We start from the raw sequence: 16,733 nt of genomic DNA on the forward strand, positions 1-16,733 counted from the left end.
AGCGCCTTTATTTATGGGCGCTTACCGCAGTGGCGACAATAAATATGGCTGTTGCGCTCACTTAGCTGCGTTTTTATGGCTTTATTCGCCTCAAGTTTACTGAGACCTAGCTTATAGCGTAATTCTTCTAAATGGGCCAATTGCTCTTTGTTAAGCGTGCCATCATGTATTTGTTCGTGAACGGCGTCTTCAAAAAACTGGCGACGTTTACGTATTTGCTCTGAAAAACTAGACGCGAGTAAACCGGTAGGTATCGCTACCATCCCCATGCTGAGTAGTGTGATTACCCCACCAAAAAATTTACCCAATGAGGTTATAGGTACTACATCGCCATAGCCAACGGTGGTAAGTGTGGCCATTGCCCACCACATAGCTGCTGGAATAGAGCCAAATTTGTCAGGTTGTATATCGTGCTCAATTAAATATATACCGCAAGAGGCTAAAATAAGTACCACAGCCATAATAAAAAAAGCGGCAAGCATTGAGCTGCCTTCATCTAAAAATGCTTGTAAAAGTAGCTGCATAGCACGAGAGTAACGAGTAAGCTTAAATACTCTTAATAGCCTGAGTACGCGTAAAAAGCGTAAATCGAGCGGAAATAAAAACATTAGCAAACTTGGCAAAATAGCAATTAAATCAATTAACGCCAGTGGCGATAAAAAATAATGTAACCTGCGCTTTGAATTACTGCCGTTAATGGCAGCGTACTTTGTTTTATCAACACAGGCCCAAAGCCTTGCTAGATATTCAATAGCAAAAATACTAACAGAGACAATTTCTAGAATTAAAAATTCATCATAATATTTCAGTGCCACGCTCGCAATTGATTCAAAAACGATGGCTATCACGTTAATCATTATTAAGCTAATAAGAGCTATGTCTAAAAGGTGGCCAGCGCGATGGTATTGCCCAGTGCCTTCAAACAAACAGGCTAGTTTTTGTCTAAAAGTTTGCGGTTTATTCATTCGTTAAGTTTTAGCACCATGTTAATACTGCCCTCTTCAAAATCGCGGCTTATTTTAAAGCCAAGTTTGCGAGCAAGTTCAATCATCCCGGTGTTCTCGGGAAGTGTGATCCCTTCGACAGTTTTTACGCCTTGTCGCTTGCAATGATCAATCGCTGCTGTCATGAGTATTGTGCCAAGGCCTAGCCCTTGATAATCAGAGCGCACTACAGTTGCAAATTCGGCATGTAAATTATCAGGGTCCATAATAACTCGTGCCACACCAAGCGTGCGGGTTTTGCCTTCAAAGCGTTGGCAAACAATAAACGCCATTTCACGGTCGTAATCAATTTGGGTCATTTTAGCGAGCTGATCGTGGTTAAACTGAGGGAGCTCCCCAAAAAAACGTTTGTAACGATCTTCTTTATTTAAAGATTGATCAAACTCTTGGTGGGCCTTTTCATCCTCTGGTTTTATCGGTCTAAGGGTGGCTTGGGTGTTATTTTTAAGTGTCACCACTTCGACAAGTTCAATAGGGTAAGGACGAATAGATAAACGTTTGCGATTACTTTGCGTTTGATATTTATTAAGCGTCATAGTGGCATCGAGCACTAAAAATTGTCCGTTACTGGCAAGTATAGGGTTTAGCTCCATAGAGCTAATATCTGGCTGATCTATCACTAATTGCGAAATACGTGTGAGTAGGGCGCAAAGTCGATATTTATCAACTTTTTCGGGCAATATACGCTCTTTTAATACGCCTTTGTCGTGGGCCGCCGCAATTAAGTATTTAGCTAGGTTCATGTTAAGGGGTGGAAGTGCAACAGCAGCTTGTGCGTATTCAAGGCCATTACCGGCTTCACCAAGTAAAATAACGGGCCCAAAATTGGGCTCTGTTTTAATGGCTATTCTAAGCTCATTTGCACCAGCTCTTGGTGCCATTTTTTGTAGTGAAAACCCTTCAATTACTGCATCTGGGTAAGTATTTTTAATCCGTATTAACATTGCAAAAGCAGTTTGTTCTACTTCATTTGCATCGTTAAGGTTTAGCACCACGCCGCCTACTTCCGATTTTGAAGCAATACTTGGGCTTATTAGTTTTAATGCGACAGGAAACCCTAGTTCTATTGCTTGTTCACGCGCTTCGGTGGGGGTGTAAGCAACCTCTGTTTGAATACACTCAACGCCATAATGGCTCAATACTTGGCTTGCTTGGTGGGTGGGTAAATAGCTTTGGTCGTCGTGTAAGAATTCATCTATTAATGTCGTTGCAGCTGATTTATTTATTTTTGCATCATCTGTGTTCGACTCGGGTGTTTGTGTTAAATGCTTTTGGTTTCGGCGGTAACTAACTAAGTGCATGAATGCGCCTACTGCACCTTCGGGGGTTCTGTAAGTAGGTATTGCATTATTCGAACAAACTCTTCGTGCTGCATATGAGGCATCTTCTCCCATAAAATTTGTAATAACATAGGGGCGCGCCATTTTAGGAATAGTTTGTAGAGTTTGCACAATTATATCAGCGTAATCTTCACTTGGCGCAAGTGCGGACGGAGTATGGATTATCAATAAATTTTTTACTTCTTTAGCGCGTAATAAAATATCAAGTGCTTGTTTGTAACGAGCAGGCGCTGAGTCACCAAATATATCAACAGGGTTTGATGTAGTGTCTGATTGAGGGATCACCTTATTGAGAGCCGCGCGAGTTTCATCGCTTAACTGGGCTAACTTGCCAGAGTTTAATATAAGCTCATCAACGGCCATAACGCCTGGGCCGCCCCCGTTGGTTAAAATGGTAAGCTGTTCTACTTGTAATAATTTTGGGTGCATAGCAAGGGTTTGCGTTGCAGCAAACAGCTCTCGTAGATCTTTTACGCGCAACATACCCGCACGTTGAAAAAGCGCATCGTACACTTCATCTGAGCTTTGCTTGCCGCCGGTATGAATTTCAGCAGCAAGCGCGCCCGCGCCAGTTTTACCTGTTTTGATGGCTATGACAGGCTTACTAAAAGCAGCAGCCCTTGCAGCTGATATAAAACCACGAATGTCTTCAATATTGTCTATGTACAACAAAATGGCTTTGGTTTTAGCATCACGTCCTAAAAAGTCGAGTAGTTCATCAAAGTCTATATCTAGGCAATCGCCAACCGAGACAAAATACGAAAAACCAATCTCTTTGTTTTGAGCCCAGTCTAAGATAGTTGAACATACAGCAGCCGATTGCGATACAAAGGCTAGTTTACCCGGCGCTGCGACAGTGTGTGAAAAGCTGGCATTAAGACCAATATGCGGAATAAGTAAGCCTAAACAGTTTGGCCCAAGCAACGTAACGTTATGCGCTTGAGCCGATTTTTTTAACGCTGCTTTTAGCTCATTTGAAAGGCCATCTGCAATTAATATCGCGCTTTTACAACCGAGTTTACCTAGCTGTTCAATAATACTTAAAAGGGTATTTTTATTAGTACAAATAACAGCAAGATCAGGCACTTTAGGTAGCTTAGCTATACTTGGGTAGGCGAGTACCCCATGCACCGCTGTGTGGGTGGGGGTGACGGGCATAATTGGCCCGTTAAAACCGCCTTGTAGTAAATTACGCATTACTACAAAGCCCGCACGAGTTGGCACGTTTGAGGCGCCAATAACAGCCACTGACGCGGGGTTAAAAAATTTGCTAATACGTTTAAGGCTCATAGCGTATCCTTGGCTGATTATATTTTGCGTTATTTATACTCACAATGTACCCTGTTTAGTGTGTTATTTCGAGCGTCTAAGTGCTTATTATTGATATCAATCAAGGAGATTTTAGTGAACAAAACCGCTGGTTTTTATACAGTTATAGCATCAATTTGCTTAAGCATAGGCTTTATTTTATGTGGATTTATACTTAAAGGCGCAGCCCTTGATGTAAAAGGGATGGAACGCAGCGTGCAAGTTAAAGGCTTAGCCGAGCGAGAAGTAAATGCAGACACCGTAATTTGGCCTTTGCAGTACAGTGATGCAGACAACAACCTCGAAAAGTTAGTCAGTCGGGTTGAGCAAAAAAATGATGCGGTTGTCGCCTTTTTAAAGCTACATGGCTTTGATGATGAGGAGATAAGCACTGGAAGTCAGTCAATTATTGATAAGCAAGCCCGCGAATACGCTAACGAAAATCAAAAGTTTAGGTACTTGGTACGCTCTAACATTATTGTTTACTCGCATTCGCCAGATAAAGTACAAAATGCGTTGAGTAAAGTAAGCACATTGGCAAAACAAGGTATTGCTATCGCCCAGGGTAATTATGAAACTAAAATTGAGTACTTATTTACTACTCTTAACAATATAAAGCCTGCCATGGTGCAAGAGGCCACCGAAAAAGCCCGAGAAGTGGCGAATAAGTTTGCTAAAGATTCTAATTCAACGCTTGGTAAAATTAAAACCGCACGCCAAGGCCAATTTAGTATTACTAATCGTGACTCAAACACGCCGCATATAAAAAAGGTAAGGGTAGTAACCAGTGTAGAATATTACTTAAGTGACTAAATTGCTTTTATTAAGTGGGCAATTTGCGCGGTTGAGCGCTGCAGGTAAGCAGCGCTAAGTAAAATACTGGTTTCGTTTATAGCTGCGCCTTTTAATATATTTGCCAGCTGCTGTTTAGCTGTAGGGTTTTGTTTTTGCTCTATTTCCATAAGCGCTAACAGTGCTGAGAATTCATGTTTTACGGGCGTATTAGGTTTATTGGCATAGGCAATATAACAAGCAACGGGCGTGAGACCGCGAGCATTGGTTTGTGCAAGGGCTTTGACTAAATCATCGTTTGATTCAAACAACATTAAAGATCGCACGTAGTTAAAAGCCAGCTTTTGAGCATCGGCGTATTTAAATACGTTATGTAGCACATTATTTCCTTGGGTATCTTGTGCTAAAAAGCCTTTGTTTTCTTTTAATGCTGGCGTAAAAAACGTTAATGCATCAGTGGTTGTTAATTGGTTTACAAAAGGCGCTGGTGGTGCGTTGGTCGTTAAAATACGTGTTGCCATATTTTGCATAAAGTCGTATTTAATATCCATACGTAAAGCTGTTTCACAAAGGTGATTAAGCTGTAATGTTTGCTGGGCAGGGCTTAGCTGTTTAAAGTCGTTATCGAGCTCATCTAGCTGATGCTTAGCAATGCGCGCATTAAGTAACTGTATGCTTAAATCCATTTTATCACTCTACCTCTCAACGTTTTTATTACTATAAAACAAAAAAGGTCGCATAAGCGACCTTTCACATTTAAACAGTTGCTTTAAATTGGTTTTAAGCTTTTTTGCTTGCTACCCATTCGTTCACAAAGTTCTCTAGTACATTAAGTGGTACAGGGCCATTTTTAAGTACTACATCGTGGAATTGGCGAATATCAAACTTATCACCAAGTTGCTTCTTAGCATCTTCACGTAGTTCTAAAATCTTAAGCATACCTACTTTGTAAGCTGTTGCTTGCGATGGCATTACAATGTGACGCTCAACCATTTTAACACCGTCTGATGTTGCGTTAGGCGTGTTATTTACGTAGTAATCAATACCTTCTTGGCGAGTCCACTTCATTGCGTGAATACCCGTATCAACCACTAGGCGACATGCGCGCCATAATTCCATTGAAAGGCGACCAAAGTCTGAGTAAGGGTCAGAGTACATGCCCATTTCTTTAGGGATGAACTCTGAGTATAAGCCCCAACCTTCAATGTATGCTGTGTAGCCACCAAACTTACGGAACTTAGGCACACCTTCAAGCTCTTGCGATATAGCAATTTGCATGTGGTGACCCGGAATACCCTCATGATACGCTAATGCTTCCATTTGGTACGTTGGCATCGCTTCCATGTCGTAAAGGTTTGCGTAGTAAATACCAGGGCGAGAGCCATCTGGCGCAGGTTGTTGATAAAATGCTTTACCTGCTGCTTTTTCACGAAATGCTTCAACGGCTTTAACTTTAAGGTCTGCTTTTGGCTTAACAATAAATAGCTCGTCTAAACGGGTTTTCATGGTATCAATTAGGCCAGTTGCCTCATCTAAATAACGCTGTTTACCTTGTGCGTCATTGGCATAATAAAATTGTTTATCAGTTTTCATAAACTGCATAAACGCTTTTAAATCACCTTTAAAGCCCACTTTATCTTTAATTTCACGCATTTCGTCATGAATGCGCTCAACTTCAGCAAGACCAATGGCATGAATCTCTTTAGCCGTTAAATCGGTTGTGGTAGTGCGTTTAAGGGCGTTATTATAAAACGCTTCACCGTCAGGCAGTTTCCACGCGCCATCACGATTATCAGCACGTTTCTCAAGCTGTGCTAAGTAGTTAATTAGCTTAGAGTAAGAAGGTTTAACTGCTGATTTAAGTGCATCAGTTGCATCACTAATTAAGGCATCTTTTTCATCTTGGCTAATTTCAAGCGCGCTTACTTTGCGTTTAAAGTCGGCTAAAAGCGTAGAGTCTTCACCTTTTTCAAACGGTGCACCATGAATGATGTTTTTGCTTGAATCAATAACATGTGGGAACACAAATTTAGGGGCAATAATACCTTTATCAGCACGCGTTTCTAAATCAGTAATTAGCTGATCAAACACAGTAGGTACACCGTTTAAGCGTGCAATATAGTCTTTTGCTTCTTTAACGTTGCTAATTGAGTGCTGGTTAATTAAAAATGCAGGCACCATAGAGTGAGTCCCAAACATCTGATTCACTGGGTAGTTATGGTAACGCCATTTAAAATCAGCAATTGAGCTTTCTAAGTCTTGTTTTTTTAAGTCGTAACTTACTTTTGTTGCATCATCAAGTAGGTCGCGGTTAATTGCTTTTAACTCAACTAAATCAGCTTTAGCTTGCGCTAAATCTTTTAATTTTTGCTCTTCGCTGCCGTCATCCCATTTGTCATAATCTTTTTTAATGCCCATGTAAGTTTGGTACACAGGGCTGCTCATTACGTCGCGGTTGAATGTGTCTTCAAAAAACGCATTAGCTTTGTCGATTTCGCTTTGCACTGGTTGTGCTTGTACAGCAGGTGCTGGTGTTGTTTGTTGTGTTGTTTGCTGACAACCAGCAATAAGTGCAACGCTTACGGCTGCTGCAATAAAGGTAAGTTTACGCATTGTTTTCCCTTTGTTGTTAGAAACCCATTAGGGCGTATTATATTTATTTGCTTGTATTTTTATGTTTATCGCGCGTGGTTAAAAACCATTACACGAACAATTCTAGCAGGTCATTTAAAAAACGATGCCCTTTAAGGCTTACTTGCCAGTGGTCGTTTTCTTGTATTAACAATCCTGCGTTTATAGCTTTTGTTAAAGCCGCTCGCTGGCTTTGTAGCGGCTGACTAGTCAGCGCACTGAAGTCTTCAATTGGGCAAGGCTCAACAAGGCGAAAACGATTCATAAAAAATTCAAAGGCTAAATCGTCTTGTTCTACTTCCCAGTTTTTGTACATATATGGCTTAATTAAATCCATATAACCGCGAGGGTGTTTAACCTTTTCAGTGCGTGTTATTACACCCGTTTTTGCATCAGTCACTTTACCATGAGCGCCACAACCAATACCGAGATAATCGCCAAAACGCCAATAATTCAAGTTATGTTGGCATTGATAACCGGGCTTTGCATATCCTGATATTTCGTATTGAATGTAACCAGCTTGAGCAAGTAACGCTTGGCCTTGCTCTTGAATGTCCCATAGGGTTTCATCTTGCGGCAGTGTAGGTGGTTTTGAAGCAAACTGAGTATTAGGTTCAATAGTAAGTTGGTACCACGATATGTGCGGCGGATTTAAAGCAATAATGTGTTTTAAATCGCTCAGTGCATCGTCCAGGCTTTGCCCCGGTAAACCATGCATTAAATCAAGATTAAAGCTATTTAATCCGGCTTGCTTAGCTTGCTCTGCAGCATAGTTTGCTTCATCGGCACCATGAATACGGCCAAGTGCTTTTAACTTGTCGTTTTGCATGCTTTGCACGCCAATAGAAATACGGTTAATGCCCGCTTTAACGTACTCTTTAAAGCGTCCGGTTTCTACGGTGCCAGGATTTGCTTCAAGGGTTATTTCGCAGTTATCGCTAAGGCCAATCAGATTATCGACTTCGTTTAATAAGCGGGTATATGCATCGCCAGTTAATAAGCTTGGCGTTCCACCACCAATAAAAATACTGTGTATTTTACGCCCTTGCACTAAATGTAAATCAGCTTTTAAGTCATCAATTAAGTGCTGAATATATTCAGCTTCGGGTATGTCGCCTTTTTTCCCATGGCTATTAAAGTCGCAGTAAGGGCATTTTTGCACGCACCAAGGTACGTGCACATATAAACTAAGTGGTGGAAGGTTCACAGGCCGCCTTTGTTTTGAAGCTCTAGTAGTAATTTTTTAAGTGCTTGGCCACGATGGCTCACTGCATTTTTTTGCTCTTTAGTAAGCTCTGCACTGGTACTGTTTTGCTTAGCAACAAAAAATATTGGGTCGTAACCAAAACCACCTTCGCCATTTTGAGTTTGTGTAATTTCGCCTTCCCAGCTTGCGCTGCAAATAAGTGGGGTAGGGTCATCTGCGTGGCGCATTAATACCAGTACACACCAAAAGCGGGCTTTACGGTTTGGATTGCTACCTAAATCATTAAGTAGTTTATCTATGTTGTCTTGATCGCTTGCGCTCTCACCAGCAAAGCGAGCAGAGTAAACTCCCGGCGCGCCATTTAAGCCATCTACTTCTAGGCCTGAATCATCAGCTATGGCTGGCATACCTGTAATTTTAGCCGCATGGCGGGCTTTTATGATGGCGTTTTCTACAAAGGTGGTGCCGGTTTCGGCTACTTCGCTTACGTTAAAGTCACTTTGTGGCACTACGTTAATGTTAAGTGGGCTTAGCATATTTGCCAGCTCATTTACTTTGCCAGGGTTACCTGTAGCAAGTACTAAGGTTTTAGTCATAATATTAATCTACGTAAAATTTTTGCTGAAATTGTAATTTTTGAAACTGGTTACTTTGTTGTATTTCAATTTCAAAACGTAAAATTTCTTCGTTGGTGTAATTTACTTGAGCAAGATAATAAATTGAGTCACCTTCTTTAACTTCTTTAAAAGTTAAGGTTTGTTTATTACCCAGTAAGTTTTTAGCTGTGCCAGTTAACGTGGCTGTTTGTGCTTTTTTATCGGCATCATTTTTTAATATCGAAATGTTTACAACCCCTTTGTAGCCACTGCGCTCAAGGTTGTACGCTTTAGCTATTTGGGGCTGAATAAACGTAGAAGGAAAGGCAATGTAATGTACTTGCCAAGGGCCAAGCTCTTTGTACTGAGCGCCTTGCATTTCTTCACTTTGTGCATTAAATGCAAAGGCTAAACAAGCAATAAAACAAAACTTAATTAAACGATTCATTATGGTGTCCTATATAAAAAAGAGGCCATAAGGCCTCTTTTACTTAAAATTGAGTGCTTAGGCTAAAAAGTCCATAAACAGCATTTGTAAAAACTGAATACCAATAATAAGTACTAATACTGATAAATCTAAACCACCCATTGGCGGAAGAATTTTACGAATAGGTTTAAGCATTGGCTCAGTAAGCTGATGAAAAACCGCTTCAATAGGGTTATAGCCTTGGCTTACCCAGCTTAAAATAGCACGGATAATTAACACCCAAAATACTAAGTTTAAACCTTCTTTTAATACAGTTATTAATGCTTGGAAAAACACCGGCTGCGGTGCCCATGCGCCATAAATAACAAGCATTAGGGTACTAATTTTAGCTACGGCTACAAGGTATGCCAGCAACAATGACGCTAAATCGAGCCCGCCTAGCCCTGGTATAATTTTACGTAGCGGTTTAACGGCAAACGACGTTGCTTTAACTACAAATTGGCTCATTGGGTTGTAAAAGTCGGCTTTTGCCCACTGTAGCCAAAAACGCAGTAGCACCACCATTAAAAATAAATCAAACAGGGTACTGATCAAAAATTGCATGGCATTCATAATGTAACCTTCAATAAAAAGTAATTTTAAAGTTCTTTTTCCATTTGCTCTGCGCGGGCAATACATGCATCCATCGCGTCGCTAACAGTTTGTGTTAAGCCTTCGCCTTTTAAATGCTCAACTGCGGCATGTGTAGTACCGCCTTTAGATGTTACATTCGAGCGCAATTGCGAAATAGTAATATCTGGTTGGCTAAGCGCCATTTCTGCCGCGCCAAGCGCTGTCTGTTGTACTAAGCGACGGGCATCTTCATCGTTAAAACCAAGTGCTTTAGCTTTTTCTTCAATGGCTTCCATAAATAAGAAAAAGTAAGCAGGAGAGGAGCCAGTCACAGCAATAATATCGTTAATTTGTGACTCTTGCTCAACCCATACTGCAATACCGGTACATTCAAATACTTGTTGGACAAACGCGTGTTCATCGGCTGTTTCGTTTGCGCCAAATAAACCCGATACTCCACGACCAAGCAGCGATGGGGTATTTGGCATACAACGTACCATTTTAACGTCTTGGCCTAGCATTTCACGTAAACGCTTAACGGTTAGACCTGCGGCAACCGATATAAATAATTTATCACTAAAGTCTACGCCTGACTCTTGAAACGATTTACATAAATCGCCCATCATTTGAGGCTTAACAGATAATACAATGACGTCAGCATCGCGTAGGGCTTCGTTATTGTCACTGGTGGTTTTCACCTTGAAATCGTCTGCTACCTTTGCAAGCTTTTCTTGGTTGCGGTTTGTAGCAATGATGTTGTTTGCGTTAAAACCGTTTTTTACCATGCCACCAATAATGGCATAGCTCATGTTACCTGTGCCTATAAATGCGATTGTTTTATCTGACATATGTCTGTTATCACCTTTTAAGTTCGCGTTCCAAAAATATCTGTGCCGATCCTCACCATGGTCGAACCTGCACTTATGGCAGCTTCAACATCTCCACTCATACCCATCGACAACGTATCTATATGAGGATATTGGGCCTTTAGTTTATCAAAGCAAGTTTGTAATTGCTCAAAAGATTGAATTTGCTCAGCAGGATCGTCACTTTTAGCCGGAATTGCCATTAAACCACGCAAAGTTAACTGCTCACATTGACTAATAAATTCTGCAAGTTCAGGTATTTGATCAACGCTACAGCCCGACTTTGCCTCTTCTGTACTTATATTTACTTGAATAAGCACATTTAAAGGGGGCATATCAGCGGGGCGCTGGGTGTTTAACCGTTTAGCTATTTTTATGCGATCAACACTTTGCACCCAATCAAAATGTTGTGCAACCAACGCGCTTTTATTTGATTGAATAGGGCCAATAAAGTGCCAAGTGATGTCGCTAAATGTGTGCAGTTGAGCTATTTTATCTACAGCCTCTTGAACATATGACTCACCAAATTGGCGTTGGCCATGCTCGTATGCAGCAATAATATCGTCGCTTGGTTTCGTTTTTGATACCGCTAGCAGCGTAATGCTATCGCTATTACGTTGTGCTTTTATTGCCGCATTTGCAATTCTAGCGTAGGCGGATGTGAGTCGTTCTGCTATTGTAACCATATATTTATCAGTTAGTTGTGGAGTCATAAATGGATATTACCGAATTATTGGCGTTTAGTGTGCAACACAAAGCATCCGATTTACACTTATCGTCGGGTGTTTCACCTATGATACGCGTAGATGGTGATGTTCGCCGTATTAATATACCAGCACTTGAAGACAAAGATGTAAACAGTCTGGTTTACGATATTATGAACGATAATCAACGTAAGGACTACGAACAAAACCTTGAAGTGGATTTTTCGTTTGAGGTACCTAACCTTGCTCGCTTTCGTGTTAATGCATTTAACTCTAATCGCGGACCTGCAGCTGTATTTCGTACCATCCCAAGTGAGGTATTAACGCTTGATGATTTAGGCGCTCCTGATATTTTTAAAAAGATTTCAGATACTCCGCGAGGACTTGTGCTGGTTACAGGGCCAACGGGTTCCGGTAAATCAACGACGCTTGCGGCTATGGTTGATTATATAAATCAAAATAAACATCACCATATTCTGACTATAGAAGATCCTATCGAATTTGTTCACGACAATAAACTGAGCCTTATTAACCAACGTGAAGTTCACCGTGATACGCACAGCTTTTCAAATGCACTGCGCAGTGCACTGCGTGAAGACCCTGATGTAATATTGGTTGGTGAGCTTCGTGATTTAGAAACAATTCGCTTAGCAATGACCGCAGCAGAAACCGGTCACTTAGTTTTTGGTACGCTACATACAACCTCAGCGCCAAAAACCATTGACCGTATTATTGATGTATTCCCAGGTGAAGAAAAGGCAATGGTACGTTCAATGCTCTCTGAGTCATTACGTGCGGTAATTTCGCAAACGTTACTTAAAAAAATTGGTGGCGGGCGAGTCGCTGCGCACGAAATAATGATTGGTGTACCCGCAATCCGTAACTTAATCCGTGAAGACAAAATTGCGCAAATGTATTCATCAATTCAAACAGGTGCATCGCACGGTATGCAAACCATGGATCAGTGCTTAACAAATTTAGTAAATCACGGACTGGTAACAAATAAAGCCGCGCAAGAAAAAGCGCAAGATAAAACACAGTTTGGCGGTTAAGGAATCTTTATGAATTTATCTTTAAACCACTTTTTGCTCATTATGATTGAGAAAAAAGGCTCTGATTTATTTGTATCGAGCCAATTGCCCGTTAGCGCCAAAATTAATGGTGAATTAACCGCGCTAAGTGACGATAAACTTACTGATGAACAGGCTTTAGAGCTTGTTGAGTCAGCAATGAGCGAAAAGCAAAAAAACGAATTTCATACCACTAAAGAATGTAACTTTGCGATAGCCACAGATGAAGGGCGCTTTCGTATTTCTGCTTTTTGGCAACGCGATAGAGCGGGTATGGTTATTCGCCGTATTGTGACGCAAATACCTGACGTGGTTGAGCTTGGCTTACCTTCTACGCTTACCGATGTAATTATGGCAAAACGTGGTTTAGTGCTGTTTGTAGGTGGTACAGGTACTGGTAAATCAACGTCATTAGCTGCACTAATTGGCTACAGAAACCGTAATCAACGCGGTCATATACTTACGATTGAAGATCCGATTGAATTTGTGCATGAGCACCGTAAGAGCATAATAACGCAACGTGAAGTAGGGCTTGATACCGAAAGTTTTGAATCGGCGCTTAAAAGCTCGTTACGACAAGCTCCCGATGTAATATTAATTGGTGAAATACGTTCGCAAGAAACCATGGAGTATGCGCTTAGCTTTGCTGAAACCGGCCATTTATGTGTTGCTACGCTGCATGCTAATAATGCAAACCAAGCGATTGACCGTATTATGCATTTGGTACCAAAAGAAAAGCACGACAAGCTTAAATACGACTTAGCGCTTAATCTACGCGCTATAGTTGCTCAGCAGCTTGTACCTACCTCTGATGGTGAAAGTCGAGTAGCTGCAATAGAAATTTTACTTAATTCACCTATGGTGGCGGAGTTAATTAAAAGCGGCGATATTGGTGGAATTAAAGAAGCGATGTCTAAATCTAAAGAAATGGGCATGCAAACCTTTGATCAAGCGCTATTTGAGCTTTATAGACAGCAACGTATTAACTACGCCGATGCACTACATCATGCTGATTCGCCAAACGATTTACGTTTAATGATTAAGCTACGTAATAACGAGCAGCAAGGCGCAGGCTTTTTGCAAGGCGTTACTATTGATGGTCTTGATGAAAAAAAATAATAACTAATAGCTATAAAAAAAGCGCCAATGGGCGCTTTTTATTTGTTTATTAATCCACAGCAATATTTTACCAAGCGAACTAGTATAAAGTCGTTCTTACTCGCCGTAGCTGGCTTCAAAAAAACTTTCTAAAATAATCACCGCAGACATATTATCTACATTACCTTTGCCTAAGTTTTTATAGCCGCCGTGTTCAAATAAGCGAGCCTTTGCATCCGCTGTTGTTAAACGCTCATCTTGTGTTTGCACGGGAATGCCGTAATGATTATGCAGTCTATTAGCAAACTTTTTAGCTTTAAAAGTTACCTCTTGAGAGGTGCCATCCATATTAAGAGGCAAACCCACCACCATTAAATCGGGTTGCCACTCTTTAACCTGTACCGCGATATGATCCCAATTAGGAATGCCATCTTGTGCTTTTACAGCCTTAAGGCTAGAAGCACTGCCTGTAAGCTCTTGACCAATGGCTATACCAATACTTTTAGTACCAAAGTCAAAGCCCATTACCGTACGTTCACCTTGCGGTTTAAGCGTTTTTTTTGTCATGTGTATCTTGTTTAAGTTTGCTAAGGGTTAAATTATATTATGCGTGACCCGCTTCAGGGCTAAGCTGGCTAATATCAAAGCCCAACATAGACACCGCTTTTTCCCAGCGCTTTTCAACGGGTGTGTCAAAAATGATCTTCGGATCTGCCTTTATGATCAACCAGCTATTATCTAAAAGCTCTTGCTCAAGTTGGCCTTGCTCCCAGCCTGAATAACCTAGCGTGATAATAAACTGATCAGGTGCGTGGGCGGTGGTTAAACTTGCCAGTACGTCTTTAGATGTGGTGATCATTATATCACTGCTAAGCTTTTGACTTGCAGAATATCCCGGTTTTGGCGAGTGCAAAACAAACCCTCGATCGGTTTTAACCGGCCCACCTGCAAATACATTTACTTTTGCTGCATTTTGGGTTTTGTCGTTATCAATTTCTATTTTATCTAAAAGCTCGCCAACAGTAACATTAATAGGTTGGTTTATTACCAAGCCCATAGCCCCATCTTCGTTGTGCTCACAAATGTACGTAACGGCACGTTTAAAAAAAGGGTCTTGCATCGACGGCATAGCGATTAAAAAATGGTTTTCTAATGATTGCATAGATTTCGCCCTTTAGTTAATGGATATTAGTTGAACTTTTAGTATGGCATAGTTCTATAAATTGAACATAAAAAGCGCATTAATTGTATGAAATTATTAAATTAATACGCTTTTTAACGGTGTTTATTTTGTAAGTTTGCGCTCAATGGCATCAAACAAAATACCGGTGATAGAAATATCGTATGCGGCTTCAATTTCACGTACACACGTTGGTGCTGTTACGTTTATTTCAGTTAGTTTATCGCCAATAATATCTAAGCCTACAAATACTAAGCCTTTCTCTTTAAGCGTTGGTGCTACAGCTTGTGCTATTTTAAAATCAGATTCGCTAAGAGGGCGAGCTTCACCGCGACCCCCTGCTGCTAAGTTACCGCGTGTTTCGCCATTTTGAGGAATACGCGCTAAACAATAAGGAATCACTTCACCATCAATAACCAATACGCGCTTGTCGCCTTGTTTGATCTCTGGAATGTAATTTTGCACCATCGCAAAGCGGCTGCCGTGTTCGGTTAGCGTTTCGCAAATTACACCAATGTTTGCATCATCTTCTTTAATACGAAAAATTGATGCGCCACCCATACCATCAAGCGGCTTTAAAATAATATCTTTATGCTCGGCTAAAAATGCGCGTATTTGCGCTTGACTGCGCGTTACAAGGGTATCAGGCGTGTGTTCGCTAAACCACGCTGTAAATAGTTTTTCATTAGCGTCACGAAGGCTTTGTGGCTTGTTAATGATAAGCGTACCTTCTTGCTCAGCGCGCTCTAAAATATAGGTTGCGTAAATGTATTCAGTATCGAACGGTGGATCTTTACGCATTAAAATAACGTCTAGGTCAGCAAGAGCAATAGTGGCTTTTTCTTCAAGCTCATACCATTTTTCGGTGTTGTTAAATACTTGAGCTTTAGACGCTGTTGCATAAGATTTACCTTTACGCAGAGATAAGTCATCCATCTCCATATAGTAAATTTCGTAGCCGCGCTCTTGCGCTTGCATCATCATTGCAAAACCGGTGTCTTTTTTAATGTTAAATCCGCTAATAGGATCTGAAATAATACCTAACTTAATTGCCATGCGCTGTGCCTTACTATAAATATTAATGTTTATATGAGGGTACTTTTAGTTATTTCAATTAGCTAAATCGCCAAATTGTAACTGTAATGCACTTAAGACCGTTAAAGCAGCGGTTTCCGTTCGTAAAACACGCGGGCCTAAGCGAATATCTACAAAATCTTGCTGTTTAGTTTGTGCCATTTCTTCATCGGTAAAACCGCCTTCAGGACCTACTAAAAAGCGCACACCATCTTTGGGCACTGTAATGGTTTTAATGCTGTGCTCAGCACGAGGATGCAAAGTCAGTTTTATTGCCTGTGTTTGCTGCTCTAGCCACTGTTTTAAATCAACGGGAGGGTGAATTACTGGTACAACGTTACGTCCAGATTGTTCAGCTGCAGCAATTGCAATTTTTTGCCATTGCTGATGTTTTTTCTCTAAGCGATCGCCACTGAGTTTAACGCCGCAGCGCTGGCTAAAAAGTGGTGTGATCTCTGTTATACCAAGCTCTACAGATTTTTGAATGGTAAAATCCATCTTATCGCCACGAGATACACATTGGCCTAAATGTATTTTAAGCGGGGATTCTACGTCATGTGGGTTGAGTTCTAATGGCATGACTACCACTGTTTTTTTAGTTACCTCAATTATTTCACTAAGGTACTCGCCGCCTTCTCCATTAAAAATAGACACATGCTCGCCTACTTTCATACGCAGTACTCGGCCAATGTGCCCAGCAGCGTCATCATCTAACGTTACAGGGGTGTTTAAGGCAATATCCGATGCCTGATAAATATGAGGAACTCGCATGGTACGTTACTTACTCATTAGCGAAAAATAGATACCGCTATGGTAAGTAAGCA

The 16,733-nt window shown here is 40.9% G+C and carries 17 protein-coding genes; 3 read left to right on the forward strand and 14 right to left on the reverse strand.

Features of this window, described 5'->3' with window-relative positions:
- Positions 1-11 precede the first annotated feature (11 nt).
- Both J8L71_RS00890 and J8L71_RS00895 read right to left on the reverse strand, forming a co-directional pair.
- On the reverse strand, positions 12-965 hold the full coding sequence (locus J8L71_RS00890) for an ion transporter (RefSeq protein ID WP_210998855.1): 954 nt from the start codon (positions 963-965) through the stop codon (positions 12-14).
- Positions 962-3,634, reverse strand: coding sequence for a bifunctional acetate--CoA ligase family protein/GNAT family N-acetyltransferase (locus tag J8L71_RS00895; protein WP_210998856.1), 2,673 nt, complete (start codon positions 3,632-3,634; stop codon positions 962-964). Before J8L71_RS00895 ends, J8L71_RS00890 begins: the two co-directional genes overlap by 4 nt.
- 114 nt (positions 3,635-3,748) lie before the next feature.
- Between J8L71_RS00895 and J8L71_RS00900 the strand changes: the two genes are divergently transcribed.
- Positions 3,749-4,465 (forward strand): SIMPL domain-containing protein, encoded by a 717-nt coding sequence (locus J8L71_RS00900; protein ID WP_210998857.1) that lies wholly within the window; start codon positions 3,749-3,751, stop codon positions 4,463-4,465.
- On the opposite strand, the gene J8L71_RS00905 is transcribed toward J8L71_RS00900, so the two are convergent.
- The 8 genes from J8L71_RS00905 to J8L71_RS00940 form a co-directional block, all read right to left on the reverse strand.
- Positions 4,462-5,130: a hypothetical protein gene (locus tag J8L71_RS00905; RefSeq protein WP_210998858.1), complete on the reverse strand. Its 669-nt coding sequence runs from the start codon at positions 5,128-5,130 to the stop codon at positions 4,462-4,464. The two genes, J8L71_RS00900 and J8L71_RS00905, sit on opposite strands and share 4 nt — an antisense overlap.
- Before the next feature lie 94 nt (positions 5,131-5,224).
- Positions 5,225-7,057 (reverse strand): DUF885 domain-containing protein, encoded by a 1,833-nt coding sequence (locus J8L71_RS00910; protein ID WP_210998859.1) that lies wholly within the window; start codon positions 7,055-7,057, stop codon positions 5,225-5,227.
- Positions 7,058-7,145: 88 nt separating this feature from the next.
- A complete protein-coding gene (hemW, locus tag J8L71_RS00915) occupies positions 7,146-8,282 on the reverse strand; it encodes a radical SAM family heme chaperone HemW (RefSeq protein ID WP_210998860.1) in 1,137 nt (378 codons plus the stop codon).
- The gene (locus J8L71_RS00920) at positions 8,279-8,878 is read right to left on the reverse strand and encodes an XTP/dITP diphosphatase (protein WP_210998861.1); all 600 of its coding nucleotides are present in this window, start codon (positions 8,876-8,878) and stop codon (positions 8,279-8,281) included. The genes hemW and J8L71_RS00920 overlap by 4 nt, the downstream gene beginning before the upstream one ends.
- Positions 8,879-8,882: 4 nt before the next feature.
- Entirely contained in the window at positions 8,883-9,326 is a 444-nt protein-coding gene (locus J8L71_RS00925) for a DUF4426 domain-containing protein (RefSeq protein ID WP_210998862.1), read from the reverse strand.
- Positions 9,327-9,383: 57 nt separating this feature from the next.
- Positions 9,384-9,917, reverse strand: a complete 534-nt coding sequence (locus J8L71_RS00930) for a YggT family protein (RefSeq protein ID WP_058549461.1) — start codon at positions 9,915-9,917, stop codon at positions 9,384-9,386.
- A gap of 26 nt (positions 9,918-9,943) precedes the next feature.
- Positions 9,944-10,765: a pyrroline-5-carboxylate reductase gene (gene proC / locus J8L71_RS00935; protein WP_210998863.1), complete on the reverse strand. Its 822-nt coding sequence runs from the start codon at positions 10,763-10,765 to the stop codon at positions 9,944-9,946.
- A gap of 17 nt (positions 10,766-10,782) precedes the next feature.
- Positions 10,783-11,496: a YggS family pyridoxal phosphate-dependent enzyme gene (locus tag J8L71_RS00940; RefSeq protein WP_210998864.1), complete on the reverse strand. Its 714-nt coding sequence runs from the start codon at positions 11,494-11,496 to the stop codon at positions 10,783-10,785.
- 2 nt (positions 11,497-11,498) lie between these two features.
- On the opposite strand from J8L71_RS00940, the gene J8L71_RS00945 reads away from it, so the two are divergent.
- Positions 11,499-12,539 (forward strand): type IV pilus twitching motility protein PilT, encoded by a 1,041-nt coding sequence (locus tag J8L71_RS00945; protein ID WP_210998865.1) that lies wholly within the window; start codon positions 11,499-11,501, stop codon positions 12,537-12,539.
- Between the two features lie 9 nt (positions 12,540-12,548).
- Positions 12,549-13,676 carry a PilT/PilU family type 4a pilus ATPase gene (locus J8L71_RS00950; protein WP_210998866.1) on the forward strand — a complete coding sequence of 376 codons (1,128 nt, stop codon included), beginning with the start codon at positions 12,549-12,551 and terminating at the stop codon, positions 13,674-13,676.
- 96 nt (positions 13,677-13,772) lie between these two features.
- Here the strand turns inward: J8L71_RS00950 and ruvX are convergent, their stop codons facing one another.
- The 4 genes from ruvX to rsmE form a co-directional block, all read right to left on the reverse strand.
- Entirely contained in the window at positions 13,773-14,222 is a 450-nt protein-coding gene (gene ruvX / locus J8L71_RS00955) for a Holliday junction resolvase RuvX (RefSeq protein ID WP_058549466.1), read from the reverse strand.
- Positions 14,223-14,259: 37 nt separating this feature from the next.
- Positions 14,260-14,817, reverse strand: a complete 558-nt coding sequence (locus tag J8L71_RS00960) for a YqgE/AlgH family protein (RefSeq protein ID WP_210998867.1) — start codon at positions 14,815-14,817, stop codon at positions 14,260-14,262.
- 123 nt (positions 14,818-14,940) lie between these two features.
- Positions 14,941-15,891 carry a glutathione synthase gene (gene gshB / locus J8L71_RS00965; RefSeq protein ID WP_210998868.1) on the reverse strand — a complete coding sequence of 317 codons (951 nt, stop codon included), beginning with the start codon at positions 15,889-15,891 and terminating at the stop codon, positions 14,941-14,943.
- 54 nt (positions 15,892-15,945) lie between these two features.
- Positions 15,946-16,680, reverse strand: a complete 735-nt coding sequence (rsmE, locus tag J8L71_RS00970; RefSeq protein ID WP_210998869.1) for a 16S rRNA (uracil(1498)-N(3))-methyltransferase — start codon at positions 16,678-16,680, stop codon at positions 15,946-15,948.
- Between the last annotated feature and the right edge of the window lie 53 nt (positions 16,681-16,733).

This window comes from Pseudoalteromonas sp. MMG007 (genome assembly GCF_018100985.1).
GTDB lineage: Bacteria > Pseudomonadota > Gammaproteobacteria > Enterobacterales > Alteromonadaceae > Pseudoalteromonas.

Excerpts from the sequence above, each read along its gene's own strand:
- J8L71_RS00910 (WP_210998859.1), bottom strand. The coding sequence starts at position 7,057 with ATGCGTAAACTTACCTTTATTGCAGCAGCCGTAAGCGTTGCACTTATT.
- J8L71_RS00905 (WP_210998858.1), bottom strand. The coding sequence starts at position 5,130 with ATGGATTTAAGCATACAGTTACTTAATGCGCGCATTGCTAAGCATCAG.
- J8L71_RS00890 (WP_210998855.1), bottom strand. The coding sequence starts at position 965 with ATGAATAAACCGCAAACTTTTAGACAAAAACTAGCCTGTTTGTTTGAA.
- J8L71_RS00925 (WP_210998862.1), bottom strand. The coding sequence starts at position 9,326 with ATGAATCGTTTAATTAAGTTTTGTTTTATTGCTTGTTTAGCCTTTGCA.
- ruvX (WP_058549466.1), bottom strand. The coding sequence starts at position 14,222 with ATGACAAAAAAAACGCTTAAACCGCAAGGTGAACGTACGGTAATGGGC.
- J8L71_RS00895 (WP_210998856.1), bottom strand. The coding sequence starts at position 3,634 with ATGAGCCTTAAACGTATTAGCAAATTTTTTAACCCCGCGTCAGTGGCT.
- J8L71_RS00930 (WP_058549461.1), bottom strand. The coding sequence starts at position 9,917 with ATGAATGCCATGCAATTTTTGATCAGTACCCTGTTTGATTTATTTTTA.
- rsmE (WP_210998869.1), bottom strand. The coding sequence starts at position 16,680 with ATGCGAGTTCCTCATATTTATCAGGCATCGGATATTGCCTTAAACACC.
- proC (WP_210998863.1), bottom strand. The coding sequence starts at position 10,765 with ATGTCAGATAAAACAATCGCATTTATAGGCACAGGTAACATGAGCTAT.
- gshB (WP_210998868.1), bottom strand. The coding sequence starts at position 15,891 with ATGGCAATTAAGTTAGGTATTATTTCAGATCCTATTAGCGGATTTAAC.
- J8L71_RS00920 (WP_210998861.1), bottom strand. The coding sequence starts at position 8,878 with ATGACTAAAACCTTAGTACTTGCTACAGGTAACCCTGGCAAAGTAAAT.
- J8L71_RS00940 (WP_210998864.1), bottom strand. The coding sequence starts at position 11,496 with ATGACTCCACAACTAACTGATAAATATATGGTTACAATAGCAGAACGA.
- J8L71_RS00950 (WP_210998866.1), top strand. The coding sequence starts at position 12,549 with ATGAATTTATCTTTAAACCACTTTTTGCTCATTATGATTGAGAAAAAA.
- J8L71_RS00945 (WP_210998865.1), top strand. The coding sequence starts at position 11,499 with ATGGATATTACCGAATTATTGGCGTTTAGTGTGCAACACAAAGCATCC.
- J8L71_RS00960 (WP_210998867.1), bottom strand. The coding sequence starts at position 14,817 with ATGCAATCATTAGAAAACCATTTTTTAATCGCTATGCCGTCGATGCAA.